Origin of the sequence: Gordonia jacobaea, assembly GCF_965344965.1 — a bacterium.
GTDB lineage: Bacteria > Actinomycetota > Actinomycetes > Mycobacteriales > Mycobacteriaceae > Gordonia > Gordonia jacobaea.
Map to the genome: position 1 here is coordinate 32,242 of NZ_CBDRLS010000002.1, position 16,183 is coordinate 48,424.

Genomic DNA, 16,183 nt, shown 5'->3' on the forward strand with positions numbered 1-16,183 from the left:
GCCGGCATGAGAATCACCATCGAAGCCTGGCGGCAGGCCGATGCCGACGACGACGGACGTTTCGAGACGTACGTGGTCGACGACGCGACGGCCGAGATGTCGCTGCTCGATGTCCTCGACCGTCTCAACGACCATCTCGTGGACGCGGGCGAGCAACCCATCGCCTTCGATTCCGACTGCCGCGAGGGCGTGTGCGGTGCCTGCGGAATGATGGTCAACGGCCGCCCACACGGTCCGACACCCAACACGCCGTCGTGTCGGCAACACCTCCGACACTTCGACGGCGCGACGCACCTGCGCCTGGAACCGTTGCGCGCGAGCAGTTTTCCGGTCATCCGCGACCTCGTCGTCGACCGTTCCGCACTCGACAGGGTGATCGAAGCCGGCGGGCACGTCGCGGTCGCGGCCGGTCAGGCCCCCGACGCCGACGCCGAACTCGTCGACCACAACACCAGCGAGAAGGCCCTCGACTACGCGGCCTGTATCGGATGCGGTGCGTGCGTTGCCGCCTGCCCCAACGGTGCCGCGCACCTGTTCGCGGGCGCCAAGCTGCTCCATCTGGCCGCGCTGACCCAGAGCAAGAAGGAGCGGGGCAGGCGGGCGCACGCGATCACCGGGCAGATGGAACAGGACTTCGGCCCGTGCTCCACCTACGGGGAGTGCGCCGACGTCTGCCCGGCCGGGATTCCGCTCGACGCCGTCGCCGGGGTCAACCGCGAGGCGTTGCGATTCGGGCTGCGCCGCAAGGCGAATTGAGCATCACCAGATCCCGATGAGCTTCATCCACGGCGCACCGATGGCGGTCCAGATGATGATGTTGACCACCGACATCAGGAATCCGACGCGGAACCACTCACTGGTCTTGATGTAGCCCGACCCGTACATGACACCCGCCGGACCCGACGAGTAGTGCGCCAATCCGCCGAACAGGCTGCCGATGAAGCCGAAGACCAGCGCGCTGAACAGCGGCGGCGCTCCGGTGGCGACCGCCGCCCCGAGGAACACCGCATACATCGCGACGATCTGCGCGGTATTCGACGCGAACAGATAGTGCACGTAGAAGTAGACGAGCGCGAGGATGGCGAACGCCACCAGCCACGGCAGGCCGTCGACGCTGGAGGCCACCTTGTCGCCGACCCAGTCGATGACCTTGAGCTTGCGGAGTTCGTCTGCCATCGCGACGAGCACACCGAAGAAGATCAGTGTCTGCCATGCCCCGGTGTCGGTGACGATGTCCTTCCAGGTCAGCACCCCTGTGACGAGAAGAATCGCGATGCCCGCGAAGGCGGTGGTCGTGGCGTCGACGTTCAGTTGTTTGCCCAGACACCACAGGATGAGCAGCAGCACGAAGGTGGCGGCGAGAATCCACTCGTTGCGCGACATCGAGCCGCTCTTCTTCAGTTCGTCGCGAGCGAGGGCGGGCGCCTCTGGTGTCTTCTTGAGCGTCGGCGCATAGATCTTCGACATCACCCACGGCGTCGCAACGAGACTGACGAGACCGGGAACGATCGCGGCGAGCGCCCAGTTGCCCCAGGTGATCTCGATCTTCATCTTCTCCGCGGCCTCCTGGGCCAGCGGATTGCCCGCCATCGCGGTGAGGAACATGGCGGAGGTGACCACGTTGACCTGCAGCGCTGTGAGCATCAAGTAGGCGCCGAGCTTGCGCCGCGAGGCGTCGGACTTCGGCGTCGAGTCGACGAGTTCGGCGAGCGATCGCACGATCGGGTAGATCACTCCGCCCGCGCGGGCAGTGTTCGACGGCGTCGCGGGAGCAAGGATGAGATCGGCGATCCCCATTCCGTACGCCAACCCGAGACTCGACTTGCCGATCGCACGCACGAAGATCAGCGCGACCCGACGTCCCAAACCCGTGACGATGAACGCCTCGGCGATGAAGAACGACGCCACGATGAGCCAGATCGTCGTGTTCGAGAAGCCTGCGAGCGCCTCCTTGGGCGACATCGTCTTGGTGACCATCGCGAGCGCGAGCCCGATGATCGCCACCGAACCCGTCGGCAGCGGCTGCAGGATCAGTCCCAGGATCGTCGCGACGAAGATCCCGAGCATGTGCATGCCGTTGGCGTCGACGCCTGCGGGTGCGGGGATGAAGTAGATGATCACGCCGACGATCAGCGGGATGCTGCCGCGCCACCACATCGGGCTGAGATGGAAGTGGTGCGGATGGTCGCCGTGGTCGGTCGAATCGGGCTGGTCAGTCGAACTGGGCTGGTCTGGGGAATCGGACTGGTCGGTCGAACTGGGCTTGTCGGTCGAATCCGGGTGGTCTGAGGGCGGTGGGTCCTTCTCGGAAGGAGGCGTCACCTCATCAAGGTTCCTCGCCCGAGTAGCATCCGGGCAATGTCCGACGCCAAATCGTCATCTACGCCAACGCCCGCGACGCGCCCTTCTCTTTCGCCCACCTACGCGCTGCGCCGAAAACTTCCCGACAACGGGCTCGGAAAGGCGCTCTTCTCCCTCGGGATGTCGGTGCGGGTGCCGTACTTCGGCACGATCCTCCCCTACGTCGACGAGATGCGGCCCGGATACTGCAGGGTCACAGCACCCAAGTGGTTCGGCGTCTACAACCACATCCACACCTTCCACGCCATCGCGGCATGTAACCTCGCCGAGGTCGCGATGGGCATGCTGATGGAGGCGACGACACCGACGACGCATCGATGGATTCCGAAGGGGATGACCGCCGACTACCTGACGAAGGCGACCACCCGCCTGTCAGCCGTCGCCACTCTCGCCGAACCCGTCGACTTCGCTGCCATCGACTCCGGACGCGATGTGGTGGTGTCCATCTCGATCACCGACACGCACGGCGTCGAGGTCGTTCACTGCGAGATCACCACCTGGGTGACGCCGACCGCGTGACCTGGCGCTCCACTTGCCCTGCCGGGCCATGACGAAACTCCTAGGCTGAACAAGTCAAGCAACCGAGAGGACTGACTATATGTGTGGCATCTGCGGTGAAATCCGGTTCGACGGCTCGGCGCCCGACGCCTCTGCCGTCGACACCATGACCTGCTCGATGACCCGTCGCGGTCCCGACGGTTCAGGACTGTTCGTGAAAGGGTCGGTGGCTCTCGGGCATCGACGACTCAAGATCATCGACCTGTCGGAGCGCGGCGCGCAGCCGATGGTCGACTCCGAACTCGGCCTCGCAATGGTGTTCAACGGCTGCATCTACAACTACAAGGAACTGCGCGCAGAACTCGAGGGCAAGGGCTACCGCTTCTTCTCGCACGCCGACAGTGAGGTGATCATCAAGGCGTTCCACGCCTGGGGCACCGACTGCGTCGATCACCTCATCGGGATGTTCGCCTTCGCCGTCGTCGACACCGATTCCGGTGTGGTGACCCTCGCGCGCGACCGGCTGGGGATCAAACCGCTCTATCTGTCGGAGACTCCTGGACGTCTACGCTTCGCGTCGTCGTTGCAGGCACTGCTGCGCGCCGGTGATGTCGACACATCGCTCGATCGCGTTGCGCTGCATCACTATTTCAGCTTCCACGCAGTGGTTCCCGCACCCCACACCATCTACAACGGCGTGCGCAAATTGCCGCCCGCCACCGTGCGCGTCATTCAGCCCGACGGGCGAAGCACCGAACGTCGTTATTGGGAACCGGTTTTCGCGCCCGATCCCAGCCGTGCCGACTGGGACGCCGTGCGCTGGCAGGACGAACTGATGGATTCGCTGCGCACCTCGGTTCGACGTCGCATGGTCGCCGACGTTCCGGTCGGCGTGCTGCTCTCCGGCGGAATCGATTCGTCGTTGGTCGTGGCACTTCTCGCCGAGCAGGGGCAGAAGGATCTCGCGACGTTCAGCATCGGATTCGATTCCGCGGGAGGCGAATCGGGCGACGAGTACGCCTACTCCGACCTCGTCGCCGAGACGTTCGGCACCGACCACCACAAGATCCACATCGGCACCGATCGCCTCCTGCCCGCCGTCCCCGACACCATCGCGGCCATGAGCGAGCCCATGATCAGCCACGACTGCGTCGCGTTCTATCTGCTCTCGCAGGAGGTCAGCAAGTCGATCAAGGTGGTGCAGTCGGGGCAGGGCGCCGACGAGATCCTCGGCGGTTACTCGTGGTATCCCCCGCTGCAGGGGATCGCACGCGAAGAGACCACCAAGGCCTACCGCGAGGTCTTCTTCGACCGCTCGCACGCCGACGTCCTAGCGCTGCTCAACGATCAGTACCTGCTCGGCGACAGCAACTACGACCCCAGTTGGGAATTCGCACTCGCACACCAGTCCGCTCCCGGTGCGGATTCGGCCGTCGACGCCGCGCTGCGTCTCGACACGACGGTGATGCTGGTCGACGACCCGGTGAAACGAGTCGACACCATGACGATGGCGTGGGGCCTCGAGGCGCGCGTGCCGTTCCTCGATCACCAATTCGTCGAGCTCGCTGCGACGTGTCCGCCCGACCTCAAGCTGAATCCGAGTGGCAAGGGTGTCCTCAAGGAGGCATCGCGGAAGTTGTTGCCCGCAGCGGTGATCGACCGCACCAAGGGCTACTTCCCCGTCCCCGGCATCCGCCACCTCGAGGGCGGAGTGCTCGATCTGGTCACCGATACCCTGCGCGCGCAGTCGGCGAAGGACCGCGCGCTGTATCGACCGGAGACGCTCGACCGGTTGTTCGCCGATCCCAACGGCACGCGCACCACGCTCGATTCCAACGAGCTCTGGCAGCTCGCCGTACTCGAAATGTGGCTGCAGGCCATGGAAGACATCACGCCACGGTGAGCGCGGACGACATCACCGACACCGGAATCGTCGACGAGCCGGCCGACGCGACGACTCTCGTCAACTTCGACGATCGTGGGTGGCACACCTACGGGCCGTCGGTCTCGCCGGACGGCAGGGCTTTCGCCTATATCGTCGACGACGGCGCAGGCTATCCGCGTGCGGCACAACGTGTGTTGTCGCCCGAGGGTGTCGGCGAGCTGCGCTGGGTGAGCGTCCCCGCAACCGGTCCCGTCCGCAAGCTCGTGCACTCGATGGACGGCGAATGGCTTGCCGTCGAGTTGGCACCGAGTGGCGGTGAGCACCACCAGGTCTGGGTTGTCACCACCGATCCCGACGACAACCGCTCGCATCGCATCGGCAGCAACCGCCAGGAGACCGAATCCGATTGGTCGAACAGGGCGACGCTGGGTTCCCGACGTTCGTTCGGAACAGTCTCGCTCGTGGGTTGGGACACCGATTGGGTGTTGATCACCGCGACGACCCCCGACGGCACGGCGTATTCGGTTCGTGCACATCCCGGCACGGGCGCGACCGAGATACTCGACGTCCGCGTCGGCGGCGCACTGATCGACTCGTGGAAGGGCGCGGCGCTCCTGCGTGTCGGCCCCCGCGGATTCCGCGACATGCTGCTGCTCCGCCGTAACGAGACTGAGGACGCGGCCGATTCGGACGAGATGTCGATGTCGACCATCCTGCCCAACGATCCCGGCTCGGTGACCGACCAGGGCTATATCCTCGACCAGGGATTCGACCACCCCTCGCTCGTCTTCGTCGGTCCCCCACAGGATTCCAGTCGCGATCTTGACAGCGTGCAGGCTTTGGTCACGAGCGATTTCGACGCCAAGTTCCCCCGCCTGCTCGGCGTCGAGGTCTCCAAGACCGGCAAACGTTTCCGCGTCCTCGCCCAGCGCGCGGGCGCAGGACTCGACGAGTTCGCGGTCAGCAACGACCAGTCGACAGTCGCGATGCTCTGGAACGTGGGTGGCCGAAGCGAGCTGCAGATTCTCACGCTGCCGGATCAGACCTTGCACGATCCGATCCCGCTACCCGGCGACGTCGCGTCCGATCTGTCGATCAGCGCCGCTGGAACCATTGTCGCGCTGACTATTTCGTGCCCACAGCACTCGCCGCTCGTACATCTCGTGCACACCCCGACATCGTCGGTGACACCGATCCGCGACGACGTGATCACAGGCACCGGCCCGTCGTCGGCGTTGCGTCCGGAATACCGCGAGTTCTCCGCGCGTGACGGAATGCCGTTGTCCGGCTGGCTGTATCGCGCGAAGAGTACCGATGCCGGCCCACCTCCGTGCCTGCTGTACTTTCACGGCGGTCCCGAGGCCGAAACCCGCCCCGACTACCAGTTCTTGTTCGGGCCACTGGTCGACGCCGGAATATCGGTGTTCGCACCCAACGTGCGCGGGTCGTCGGGTTACGGTCGCCTTTTCTCTCACGCCGACGACCGGTACGGCCGTTATGCGGGCATCGACGACGCAGCCGATTGCGCGGCACACATGTGTTCGTCCGGCGTTGCCGACCCCGACCAACTCTACGTCTCCGGCCGCTCCTATGGCGGTTACCTCACGTTGGCGGCGTTGACCTTTCATCCCGAGGTGTTCGCCGCGGGCATCGCGATCTGCGGCATGAGCGATCTCGAGTCGTTCTTCCGGAACACCGAACCGTGGATCGCCGTCGCCGCATACACCAAGTACGGTCACCCCGAATCCGATCGCGAACTACTCCGCGATCTCTCACCGATCCACCGCATCGACGACATCACCGCGCCGCTGCTTGTGGTCCACGGCGCACACGACACCAACGTGCCGGTCAGCGAATCCCAGCAGATGGTCGACGAATTGCGTGCCCGTGGCGGGATCGCCGAGCTTCTGATGTTCGACGACGAGGGCCACGAGATCGTCAAACGCCACAATCAGCAGCGGCTCACCGAGGCTGTGGCGCAATGGATCACGCGTCACCCGTCTGCGGCGGCGGCACATCACGAAGTTCGTGACCGCAAGCAGGGGCACGTGCACCATGAGTAGCAAGATGACCAACCGCCTGCTCGTCCAGCTTGCTGAGACCCGGTCGGGTAACGACCGCGCAAACGTGCTCGAGGAGATGCGTCGACTCATTCTTTCCGGAGGCGCGCCCCCCGGCACTCAGATCATGCCCGCCGACATCGCCGACGCGTTCGGAGTCAGCGCGATCCCCGTCCGTGAAGCACTGAAAACCCTTGTCGGCGAGGGGCTTGTCGATCACCAGCGCAATTCTGGATACCACGTCAGCCAACTGTCCCTTGCCGAACTCAAGGAGATCTACTTCGTTCGCGGAGTTCTCGAACAGGCCGCTCTCGCCCGGTCCGTCTCGCACATCACCGACGCGCAGATCGCAGCGGCCACCGAGTTTCACCAGGAACTGCTGACTGCGACGAAGTTCAACGACGGCAAGGCATTTCACGACGTGTCACGGCGGTTCCACACCACACTGACCGCCCCCTGCGAGATGCCGCGCCTGCTCAACATGTTCGACGCGACGTGGAACCTCACCGAACCGTTCCAGGTGATGCGCTCCGTCGACGCCCCGACCCAGGCGAAGCTGAACTCCGACCACGCCGACCTGCTCACCGCCTTCGCCGCCCGTGACACGTCGGCCGTCCTCGCCGCCGCGAGCGTTCATCACGCCAGGCTCGAGGAAGCGATCATCGAGACAAGCGAATCACTCGGCGTGCGACCGGACCTCGCCTGACGGAACATTCCGGGACGTCGGCTCGGCTTCGGTGTCCGCCTCATGACCGGATGCCGCGACGGAGATGTCGGAGGTTGCCGACGCGACGTGGCCGGAAGAGACCTCGCGCGGAAAGGCAAGGCGTACCGACAGATACGCGAACACCGGTCCCAAGAAGTTCATCGCGACGACCGATACCCATGCGGCCCAGGGATTTCCCGCGTCGAACCCGAATCCACCGAAGAAGGTCGCAAAGTACGAGGCGAAGCCGAGGAACATGCCCGGGATCAACGCGAGCGCCCCGATCCTCCCGGAGAACATCAACGCCGAATTGACCACGAAGATGATCGCCGCAAGCACGAGGTTCTGCGCAAACCGCCCCTCCCCGGCGATCGTGCCGATGTGCGTATCGATGAGCACGATGACGAGCGCGAACGTCGAGCCAACCGGCATGGTCAGCCACAAGCGCCTGGCGTTCGCCCAGGACGGACCGCCGAGCAGGAACGTTCCGGCCCAACCGATGAAGATCGCCCACGGCGGTAGGTTGAGCGCGGTCCCGCCGATGAACGCGGTCAGGCCCGCGAGGATGGATGCAACGATCTCGTGGGGAATGCGGTCACGCATGGACAACCTCCAGCAGTTCGGTGGTACGGGTGGTACGGGCGACGACGCGCCCGTCTTTGATGACGAAGCAGCGGTCCGGCCGATCGAGCAGCGCGTCGGCGACGCTGTGGGTCGACAGCACAACGAGATCCGCGCTTCGGCCCGGCGCGATTCCGTACCTATCCGCGATACCGACGATGTCGGCGGCGGAGTAGGTGGCCATGGTCAGCACCCTGGCGAGATCGTCGGGGCCGGACAGATGCGAGACCTGCGCGAGAAACAGGCCGATGTCGAGTAGGTCAGCATTTCCGTAGGGTGTGAAGGCGTTACGCACGTTGTTCGACGAGAAGGCGCATTGCACACCCGCGTCCCACAGATCACGCACCGGAACCACACCTCGCCGAATGTTGTGGGTGTCGGTGCGCCCGCCGAGGTGAGTGTCGGTCGCGGGCAAGGGAACCACCGCGACTCCCGCCGCCGCGAGGTCGGCGAGCACGGCGCGACGTTCACCGGCGGGCAGGCCGGCCAACGATGTCATGTGCCCCACCGCGACTCGCCCCGCCATACCGCGTGCTGCGGTGACCTCGGCTATCCGTGCGGCCAGACCGAAACGCGGATCGGAAGCGTCGTCGGCGAAGTCGGCGTGCATGTCGACTCTCACCCCGAACTCCTCGGCGAGGTCGAAGACCATATCGATGTGGCGGTGGCAGTCGGCGACGTCGGCTTCGTTGTACGTACACCCACCCACCACGTCGGCACCGCGCCGCAGTGCCTCGCGCATCAGGTCGATGGTGCCCGGCGCCTTGAGAATTCCCTCCTGCGGGAAGGCGACGATCTGCAGATCGATGCGCCCGCGATACTCGTCGCGCAGTTCGAGCAGTACCTCGATGCCGAGCAACCCGATGATCGGGTCGACATCGGGATGCGCTCGAATCAGACTGGTGCCGTTGATGATCGCCTGATCGATCACCTGCCGCGCACGGGCGGCGACGGCGTCCGGGGTGAATCGACTTTTGAGCGCGCCGGTCACTGCAATCGCGCCCGCGAGCGTGCCGTCGCGGTTGGGTTCCTCCTTGTCGAGGAGCGCCTTGTCGAGGTGCATGTGCGATTCGATCAGGCCCGGAATCACGACGCGGCCAGCACATTCGATTGTCTCGGCCGCCTCAGCCGTGCTCTGCGAACAGATCTCGCGGATGTGCCCGCCGTCGATCTCGATGTCGACGAGTGGGGCATCGTCAGACAACCGTACGTCGCGCAGAACCAGGTCCATTGGTCGCTCCTTCGGTGGTTCGACGCCGCGTCGATCGGCGTCAAGATCTGTCTCCACCTTCGATCGGAGTTGTTTCCTCGCACTGCACGAGTCGTAACGCATCGGTTAAAGTTGGTCATACCAAGAGACCAAGTTCGACTGAAACAAGGAGAGCGCATGCTGCGTCGCGGACACACACTCAGTGCCAGCACTGCCGCCTACCTGGAGAAAATGGTGGTCGACGACCTCTCTCCCGGCGACAAGTTGCCGCCCGAGCGCGTACTCGCCGAGAACCTCGAGGTCTCCCGCACCACGATCCGCGAAGCACTCAGCGACCTCGAGCAGCGCAGGCTCGTCACCAGGACGCCCGGTCGCGGAACAGTCGTCGCGCCACGCTCGGCCAACGCCACTGCGCTCTTGGAGACGATGAGCGACGACGCGGAGGAGGATCACGTCGCGGAGCTACGCATGCTGATCGAACCCCAGGTCGCGGGACTCGCCGCCGACCGGGCCACGGCGTCGGATCTCGTTGCGCTCGAATCCATCCTGGCGTCGACCCACACGGGCCTCAACCCCACCGAATCACTCGCCCAGGATGTCGCCTTCCACATGCAACTCGCGCGAGCAGCACGCAACCCGCTGCTGGTGTCGCTCTGCCAACTCAGTGCGGGGTGGGTCCAGACGGTCCGCGCGCGCTCGCACGCCACCCGCGAAGGTCGACGCAACTCCTACAACGGCCACCGGGACATCCTCGAGGCCGTACGCGCCAACGACCACCACCAGGCGGTCGCAGCCATGACCGCACACCTCGAAGAGGTCGTCCGACTCGTCGAACGGAGCAATCAGTGACGATTCAGAAAGCCGGGACCATGCAGAAAGCCGGGACAGTGCAGAATTCCGGGACCGTGCACGCCGCGAGTGAGAACGTCATCCTCCCAGCGGGTTCCGGCCCGATCATCGGCGATGACTACCTCGACTGCCGACCCGACGACGTGTTCTGGGGCGATCTGCCCTGCGCGACCGACACCGCCATCATGTCGATCGACCCGGGCACCAGCGTCACCATCGACACCCTCAGCCACGAAGGCATCCTCGCCGACCAGGGTCGTGATCCCCGCGCATTCTTCGGTACACACGGCGTCGACCCCGACATGGTGCTCGACGAGGCAGTCACCCTGTGCGCCTCCGACCGCACGCATGTCCAGGGCGTCGACGGACCGCATGTCGTGACCGGGCCCATCGAAGTGCGTGGTGCGCAGCCCGGTGATCTTCTGGCGATGACCGTCGTGGAGACCAGGCGTCGAGTCCCCTACGGCGTCGTGTCGAACCGCCACGGTCGCGGTTCACTGCCTGGCGAGTACCCGCTCGGCGGTGCGACGTACAGCGCATTCGTGTCGGTCGAGGGCGAGGGCGACGATGCCCGCGGAGTTCTACCCCTGTCGACGTCGAATCCGCAACTGGCCGCGCGCTTTCCGCTTGCGCCGTTCCTGGGCATCATGGGTGTGGCAGCCGCGGGCGACGTGCGACTCAACTCGATTCAGCCCGGCCCGCACGGCGGCAACCTCGACCTCACGCTCCTGACCGAGGGTGCGACCCTCTATCTGCCGGTGCAGGTTCCCGGCGCGCTGGCGTATGTCGGTGATCCGCACTTCGCGCAGGGCGACGGCGAGGTCGCGCTGACCGCGCTCGAGGCGTCACTACGGGAGACCATCCGATTCGACGTGATCCCCGCGTCCGACGTGACCGCGCGCTTCGGCGAACTCGTGGCACCGATCGCCGAGACCCGAGACTTCCTGATTCCGACGGGCCTCGACCCCGACCTCGACGTCGCCGTCCAGAATTGCGTGCGCTCCGCGATCTCGCTGCTGGGCGTGCGGTACGGCATGGAACCCGCGCAGGCCCTCGCCTATCTCAGCGCCGCAACGGATTTCAACATCTCTCAGGTCGTCGACCTGGTGAAGGGCGTGCACGCGCGGATCCGACGATCGGATTTCGCGCAGTGACCGCACCCGACGACCTCAACGCCGTCGTACGTCGATTCTGGGCAGCGGCAGCAGCAGACGACCACAGCGCCCTGCACCGGTTTCTGTGCACCGACATCACCTGCGTCACAGGCCCCGGAGTGCTTCACGGTGCCGCCGACACACTTCGTTCAGGCGCGCTCACACACGCCATCGGCAGCCTGCTCGACGTCCATACCCGCAGTTGCGCAATCGATCTCGGTAGCGCACTCGTCGTCTACGACGTTCCCGAAGGAGGCAGGGCGGTGCAGTCGCAGGTGTGGCGACACGACGGTACGACCTGGCGCCTCGCCGCGGTCCACACGAGCACGCCGCGTCGCGGCTTCGATTCGACGGTGTGGCGAGTCGTCGGCGATCCTCTCATCGAGGCGGCAGCACCGGGACCGCTGACCGGGACGACGGTCGCTGTGAAAGATGTTTTCGCAGTTGCCGGTTTCCCCACCGGCGGCGGGGTACCCGCATACGAACGGTCGGCACCGGCCTCCACCGAGCACGCCACAGCCGTTGCGCGGCTGCTGAACTCGGGTGCGCACATTCGCGGCATCGCTCGCACCGACCAGTTCGCCTACTCGATGGCGGGCGACAACCAGCATTACGGAACACCTCCCAACGCCGCGGTCCCGGCAGCGCTGCCGGGCGGCTCGTCGAGCGGCCCCGCAAGCGCCGTCGCACACGGCGACGCCGACCTGGGGCTCGCGACCGACACCGCCGGGTCGATCCGCACCCCCGCGTCGTATCAGGGGCTGTGGGGCCTGCGTTCCACGCACCGGTCCATCTCCACGCGCGGGTTGTTGGCGCTGGCACCGGATTTCGACACCATCGGCCTACTGAGTCGCGACCCCGACCTTCTCGCACTGGCGACCACGACACTGCTCGACGCCCCGTCGACGACCGACATCGGTTCCGGCATGCCGACACTCGACGATCTCGACATCGACGACGGTGAACTGGCCCGCCTTGCCGAGGCATTCCGCGTGCACCAGGCATTCCAGGCATGGTCTGCCCACGGCGACTGGATCACCGCGCATCCCGGCGCACTCGAGGGATCAGCGGCCACGCGTTTCGCCGTGGCGGCGGCCATCGATGCCGACGACGACGCCCGGGCCCGTGACGAACTAGCGGCCCTCACAGCGCAGTTCGACGAGCAACTCGGCGATGATGTCCTCGACATTCCCGCAGCGGCAACGGCCGCACCCCGCCGGTGGGCATCCGACGCAGAGGTCGAGAAAGCTCGAACGGCCACACTGCAACTCACCGCGATCGCGGCGGCGACCGGTCGACCCGCGGTGACGTTCCCGGATCGCGAGACGTCGGATGGCCCCATCGGACGCAGCCTCGTCGGTCCGCGCGGCAGCGACACCGCGCTCATCGCTCGGGCGATCGAACTCGCGTCCGCCAGTCCCGCCGCCACCCCCGATCAAGGAGGATTCTCGCGTTGCTGACCCGCATTCACGCGATCCCCACCGAACGCATGCACCTGTCATTGATGCTGGCGCTCACGTTCACCACCGGCATCAACGACGCCGTCGGCTATCTCGGCCTCGACAAGGTCTTCACCGGCAACATGACCGGCAACGTGGTGATCCTCGGCATGGCGCTCGCGGGTGGTTCCGGCCTGCCCATCCTCGGACCCGCAATGGCCCTTGCGGGCTTCATGATTGGTGCAGCCATCGGTGGGCGCACACTGCGCCGCGCCGAGCGTCGATGGACGCTTGGCACCACGGTCCTGTTCGCAACGGTCTCCGCGACGATGGTCGCCTTGGCCATCACGCTGTTCATCTCCGGCGACCAGCCCGAACATGCGGTGATGATCACGGTGACGACAATCGCGGCCACCGCGATGGGCATTCAAGCCGCCGCGGCGCGCGCCGTGGCCGTCAAGGACGTGACGACCGTCGTCGTGACCTCGACCATCACCGGCCTCGCCGCCGACTCCTTCTTCGGGTCCGGCAAAGGCGGTGGAACAGGTCGACGCACCGCCGCGGTCATCTCGCTGATCGCGGGCGCTGCACTCGGCGTGGTGTTGATGCGCGTCCACATGGGCACAGCACTACTCGTCGCGGGTGTGGTGATCGCCGCGGTCGCCGTCGTCGGTGCCGTCCACGATTCGCCCACCGGCCGAAGGCACCGCTCCGCGGAGCACTCCGCCGCCAATGCGGACTGACGTGCGAATATATTCGGTGTGACGCGGAATATATTTGTGTGTTAATTGTCGGGTAACAAAGGGTTCTTAGTTTCGACTCAGGCACTTCGAAGACCACTCCGAAGTCACCAATGCCCCGAGGAGAATCATGAGCGCTTCATCCGACGCGCAGATCGCCACCGAGCACCATAGTGCGGCGGGCGAAAGCATCATCAAGGTCGGCTACGACCAGCAATTGACGAATGAGGACCTGGCTCCGCTGAAAGAGCAGAGCTGGACCTGGTACAACATCTTCGCGTTCTGGATGTCGGACGTGCACAGCGTCGGCGGGTACGTGTTCGCCGGAAGCCTTTTCGCACTGGGCATCTCGTCGTGGCAGGTGCTCGTTTCACTGTTGGTGGGCATCGTCGCCGTCAACATACTCTGCAACCTGGTGGCCAAGCCGTCCCAGCAGGCCGGCGTGCCGTACCCGGTCACCACGCGAATCTGCTTCGGCGTCAAGGGCGCCAATATCCCGGCAATCATCCGCGGCTCTATTGCCGTTGTCTGGTACGGAATTCAGACATATCTGGCATCGACGGCATTTGGTTTGCTGGCGCTGAAGTTCTGGCCGGCACTCGAGCCCTACGGCGAGAACGGTTCGCACGCGTTCCTCGGCCTGTCACTACTCGGCTGGGCAGGCTTCGTCGTGATGTGGGTGCTGCAGGCGCTCGTCTTCTGGAACGGCATGGACACCATCCGCAAGTTCATCGACTTCTGCGGACCTGCCGTCTACGTCGTGATGATCGCGCTCGCGGTGTACCTGATCGCCAAGGCGGGCTGGAGCAATGTGCACTTCGATCTGTCGGAGGGCTCCGGTATCAGCGGAACGTGGCCGACCATCACCATGATGATCAGCGCATTCGCCCTCGTGGTCTCCTACTTCTCGGGCCCGATGCTCAACTTCGGCGACTTCTCTCGCTACGGCAAGACCTTCGGCGAGGTCAAGAAGGGCAACTTCTGGGGTCTCCCGGTCAACTTCCTCTTCTTCTCGATCCTCGTCGTGTGCACCGTCTCGGCGGGCGCCACCGTGATCGGTCGCGACGCAGACGGCAAGATCGTCACCGACCCCGTGCACATCGTCGACCAAATCGACAACACCACGGCCGCCGTTCTCGGCGTACTGACCTTCGCGATCGCCACCATCGGCATCAACATCGTCGCCAACTTCGTCTCCCCAGCATTCGACTTCTCGAATGTCGCGCCCACCAAGATCTCCTGGCGCATGGGCGGCATGATCGCGGCGATCGGCTCGGTCATCATCACGCCGTGGAATCTGTTCAACAACCCGAGTGCAATTCACTACACGATGGACACCCTCGGGGCCGTGATCGGACCACTGTTCGGCATTCTCATCGCTGACTTCTACCTCGTGAAGAAGCAGAAGATCATCGTCGACGACCTGTTCACCATGAGCCCGGAGGGCGCCTACCACTACCGCGGTGGTTGGAACCCGGTTGCGGTCATCTCGGTGGTGCTCGCATCGATCATCCCGATCTGCTTCGTCATCTGGGGCACCTCGTACGAGGCCAGCTTCACCTGGTTCATGGGCGCCGCAGCAGGTTTCATCTTCTACTACGCCGGAATGAAGTTGGCCTCGCCGTACTTCCTCCACGGCATGCACGTCCCGGCAGCGACCATCACGACCGACATGGAGGTCGCCGCCGACGGCACCATGCTTCCCGGTTCGCCGACGGCAAGCCCTGCCGCCGAAGCAAAGGACACAGCGGATTCGACGTCGAGCGCCGAGGCTGAACCTGCATCCTGACACCCGCCTCGTGGCGACACCGCATCCGACGCAACTGCGCGGATCGCGATGTCGCCACGAGGCTGTGGTCAACACCTCAGAACGACGCCACATGAGAAGGCAAGGGAGACAACCACACCGATGAAGTTGTGCGTCATCAACCCCAACACGACCGCGGAGATGACCGCGGTGATCGCCGCCGCAGCACGGTCGGTGGCACGGCCGGACGCCGAAATCGTCGCGATCACCTCCGAAGCCGGCCCCTCGTCGATCGAGAGCCACGTCGACGAGGCGCTCGCTGTCCCGGGACTGCTTCGGGCGATCAGCGCCAACCCCGACGCCGACGGATATCTGGTTGCGTGCTTCGGCGACCCCGGCCTCGACGCCGCTCGTGAACTGGCTGTGGCACCGGTCCTCGGGATCGCCGAGGCCGCAATGCATCTCGCCGCGCCGCTCGGCCGAGGGTTCTCGGTGGTCACCACATTGCACCGGACGATCGGACGAGCCGCAGATCTCGTGGCGCACTACGGATTCAGCACGCAGTGTCGCGGCATCCATGCGTGTGAGATCGCCGTGCTCGACCTCGAGACCAACCCCGACACCGCCGAGATCCTCGCGAAGGCATGCCGTGAAGCGCTCGCGACGGACGGTTCCGATGCCATCGTGCTCGGATGCGCGGGCATGGCCGACCTCGCGGCCGAACTCTCCGCCGACCTCGGAGTCCCCGTCATCGACGGCGTCGCCGCCGGTGTCGGGATGCTCTCGGCGATGGCCGCGATGGGCCTGCACACGGGTACCGCGTCCGGTGAGTTCGCCGCACCACCGGTCAAGGAGTACCGCGGTCTGCCGCCCGAGCTCGATCCGCGATGACCCCGCAGGTTAGGGTTGATCC

At 65.2% G+C, this 16,183-nt stretch carries 14 protein-coding genes; 11 read left to right on the forward strand and 3 right to left on the reverse strand.

Annotated features, from left to right (window positions below):
* The first annotated feature begins 6 nt into the window (after positions 1 to 6).
* Positions 7 to 756 carry a succinate dehydrogenase/fumarate reductase iron-sulfur subunit gene (locus tag ACRVY7_RS06245; RefSeq protein WP_270483658.1) on the forward strand — a complete coding sequence of 250 codons (750 nt, stop codon included), beginning with the start codon at positions 7 to 9 and terminating at the stop codon, positions 754 to 756.
* A gap of 3 nt (positions 757 to 759) precedes the next feature.
* Here the strand turns inward: ACRVY7_RS06245 and ACRVY7_RS06250 are convergent, their stop codons facing one another.
* Positions 760 to 2,322 (reverse strand): anion permease, encoded by a 1,563-nt coding sequence (locus ACRVY7_RS06250; protein ID WP_431816422.1) that lies wholly within the window; start codon positions 2,320 to 2,322, stop codon positions 760 to 762.
* Positions 2,323 to 2,358: 36 nt separating this feature from the next.
* Here ACRVY7_RS06250 and ACRVY7_RS06255 point away from each other — a divergent pair, with 36 nt between their 5' ends.
* The 4 genes from ACRVY7_RS06255 (at position 2,359) to ACRVY7_RS06270 (ending at position 7,510) form a co-directional block, all read left to right on the forward strand.
* Positions 2,359 to 2,880, forward strand: coding sequence for a hotdog fold domain-containing protein (locus ACRVY7_RS06255; protein WP_270483661.1), 522 nt, complete (start codon positions 2,359 to 2,361; stop codon positions 2,878 to 2,880).
* A 79-nt stretch (positions 2,881 to 2,959) separates the two neighbouring features.
* Positions 2,960 to 4,762, forward strand: a complete 1,803-nt coding sequence (locus ACRVY7_RS06260; protein ID WP_049698824.1) for an N-acetylglutaminylglutamine amidotransferase — start codon at positions 2,960 to 2,962, stop codon at positions 4,760 to 4,762.
* Positions 4,759 to 6,807, forward strand: coding sequence for a S9 family peptidase (locus ACRVY7_RS06265; RefSeq protein ID WP_431816423.1), 2,049 nt, complete (start codon positions 4,759 to 4,761; stop codon positions 6,805 to 6,807). Before ACRVY7_RS06260 ends, ACRVY7_RS06265 begins: the two co-directional genes overlap by 4 nt.
* A complete protein-coding gene (locus ACRVY7_RS06270) occupies positions 6,800 to 7,510 on the forward strand; it encodes a GntR family transcriptional regulator (protein WP_431816424.1) in 711 nt (236 codons plus the stop codon). Before ACRVY7_RS06265 ends, ACRVY7_RS06270 begins: the two co-directional genes overlap by 8 nt.
* On the opposite strand, the gene ACRVY7_RS06275 is transcribed toward ACRVY7_RS06270, so the two are convergent.
* A complete protein-coding gene (locus tag ACRVY7_RS06275; protein ID WP_431816425.1) occupies positions 7,481 to 8,113 on the reverse strand; it encodes a DUF1097 domain-containing protein in 633 nt (210 codons plus the stop codon). The two genes, ACRVY7_RS06270 and ACRVY7_RS06275, sit on opposite strands and share 30 nt — an antisense overlap.
* Positions 8,106 to 9,362 (reverse strand): amidohydrolase family protein, encoded by a 1,257-nt coding sequence (locus tag ACRVY7_RS06280; RefSeq protein WP_431816426.1) that lies wholly within the window; start codon positions 9,360 to 9,362, stop codon positions 8,106 to 8,108. Before ACRVY7_RS06280 ends, ACRVY7_RS06275 begins: the two co-directional genes overlap by 8 nt.
* Before the next feature lie 156 nt (positions 9,363 to 9,518).
* Here ACRVY7_RS06280 and ACRVY7_RS06285 point away from each other — a divergent pair, with 156 nt between their 5' ends.
* The 6 genes from ACRVY7_RS06285 (at position 9,519) to ACRVY7_RS06310 (ending at position 16,161) form a co-directional block, all read left to right on the forward strand.
* The gene (locus ACRVY7_RS06285; RefSeq protein ID WP_064868441.1) at positions 9,519 to 10,190 is read left to right on the forward strand and encodes a FadR/GntR family transcriptional regulator; all 672 of its coding nucleotides are present in this window, start codon (positions 9,519 to 9,521) and stop codon (positions 10,188 to 10,190) included.
* Positions 10,187 to 11,344 (forward strand): acetamidase/formamidase family protein, encoded by a 1,158-nt coding sequence (locus ACRVY7_RS06290; RefSeq protein WP_431816427.1) that lies wholly within the window; start codon positions 10,187 to 10,189, stop codon positions 11,342 to 11,344. The genes ACRVY7_RS06285 and ACRVY7_RS06290 overlap by 4 nt, the downstream gene beginning before the upstream one ends.
* Positions 11,341 to 12,804 carry an amidase family protein gene (locus ACRVY7_RS06295; RefSeq protein ID WP_431816428.1) on the forward strand — a complete coding sequence of 488 codons (1,464 nt, stop codon included), beginning with the start codon at positions 11,341 to 11,343 and terminating at the stop codon, positions 12,802 to 12,804. The genes ACRVY7_RS06290 and ACRVY7_RS06295 overlap by 4 nt, the downstream gene beginning before the upstream one ends.
* The gene (locus tag ACRVY7_RS06300) at positions 12,798 to 13,526 is read left to right on the forward strand and encodes a DUF1275 family protein (protein ID WP_431816429.1); all 729 of its coding nucleotides are present in this window, start codon (positions 12,798 to 12,800) and stop codon (positions 13,524 to 13,526) included. Before ACRVY7_RS06295 ends, ACRVY7_RS06300 begins: the two co-directional genes overlap by 7 nt.
* Positions 13,527 to 13,653: 127 nt before the next feature.
* Positions 13,654 to 15,312, forward strand: a complete 1,659-nt coding sequence (locus ACRVY7_RS06305; RefSeq protein WP_049698818.1) for an NCS1 family nucleobase:cation symporter-1 — start codon at positions 13,654 to 13,656, stop codon at positions 15,310 to 15,312.
* A gap of 120 nt (positions 15,313 to 15,432) precedes the next feature.
* The gene (locus ACRVY7_RS06310; RefSeq protein ID WP_049698817.1) at positions 15,433 to 16,161 is read left to right on the forward strand and encodes an aspartate/glutamate racemase family protein; all 729 of its coding nucleotides are present in this window, start codon (positions 15,433 to 15,435) and stop codon (positions 16,159 to 16,161) included.
* Positions 16,162 to 16,183 lie beyond the last annotated feature (22 nt).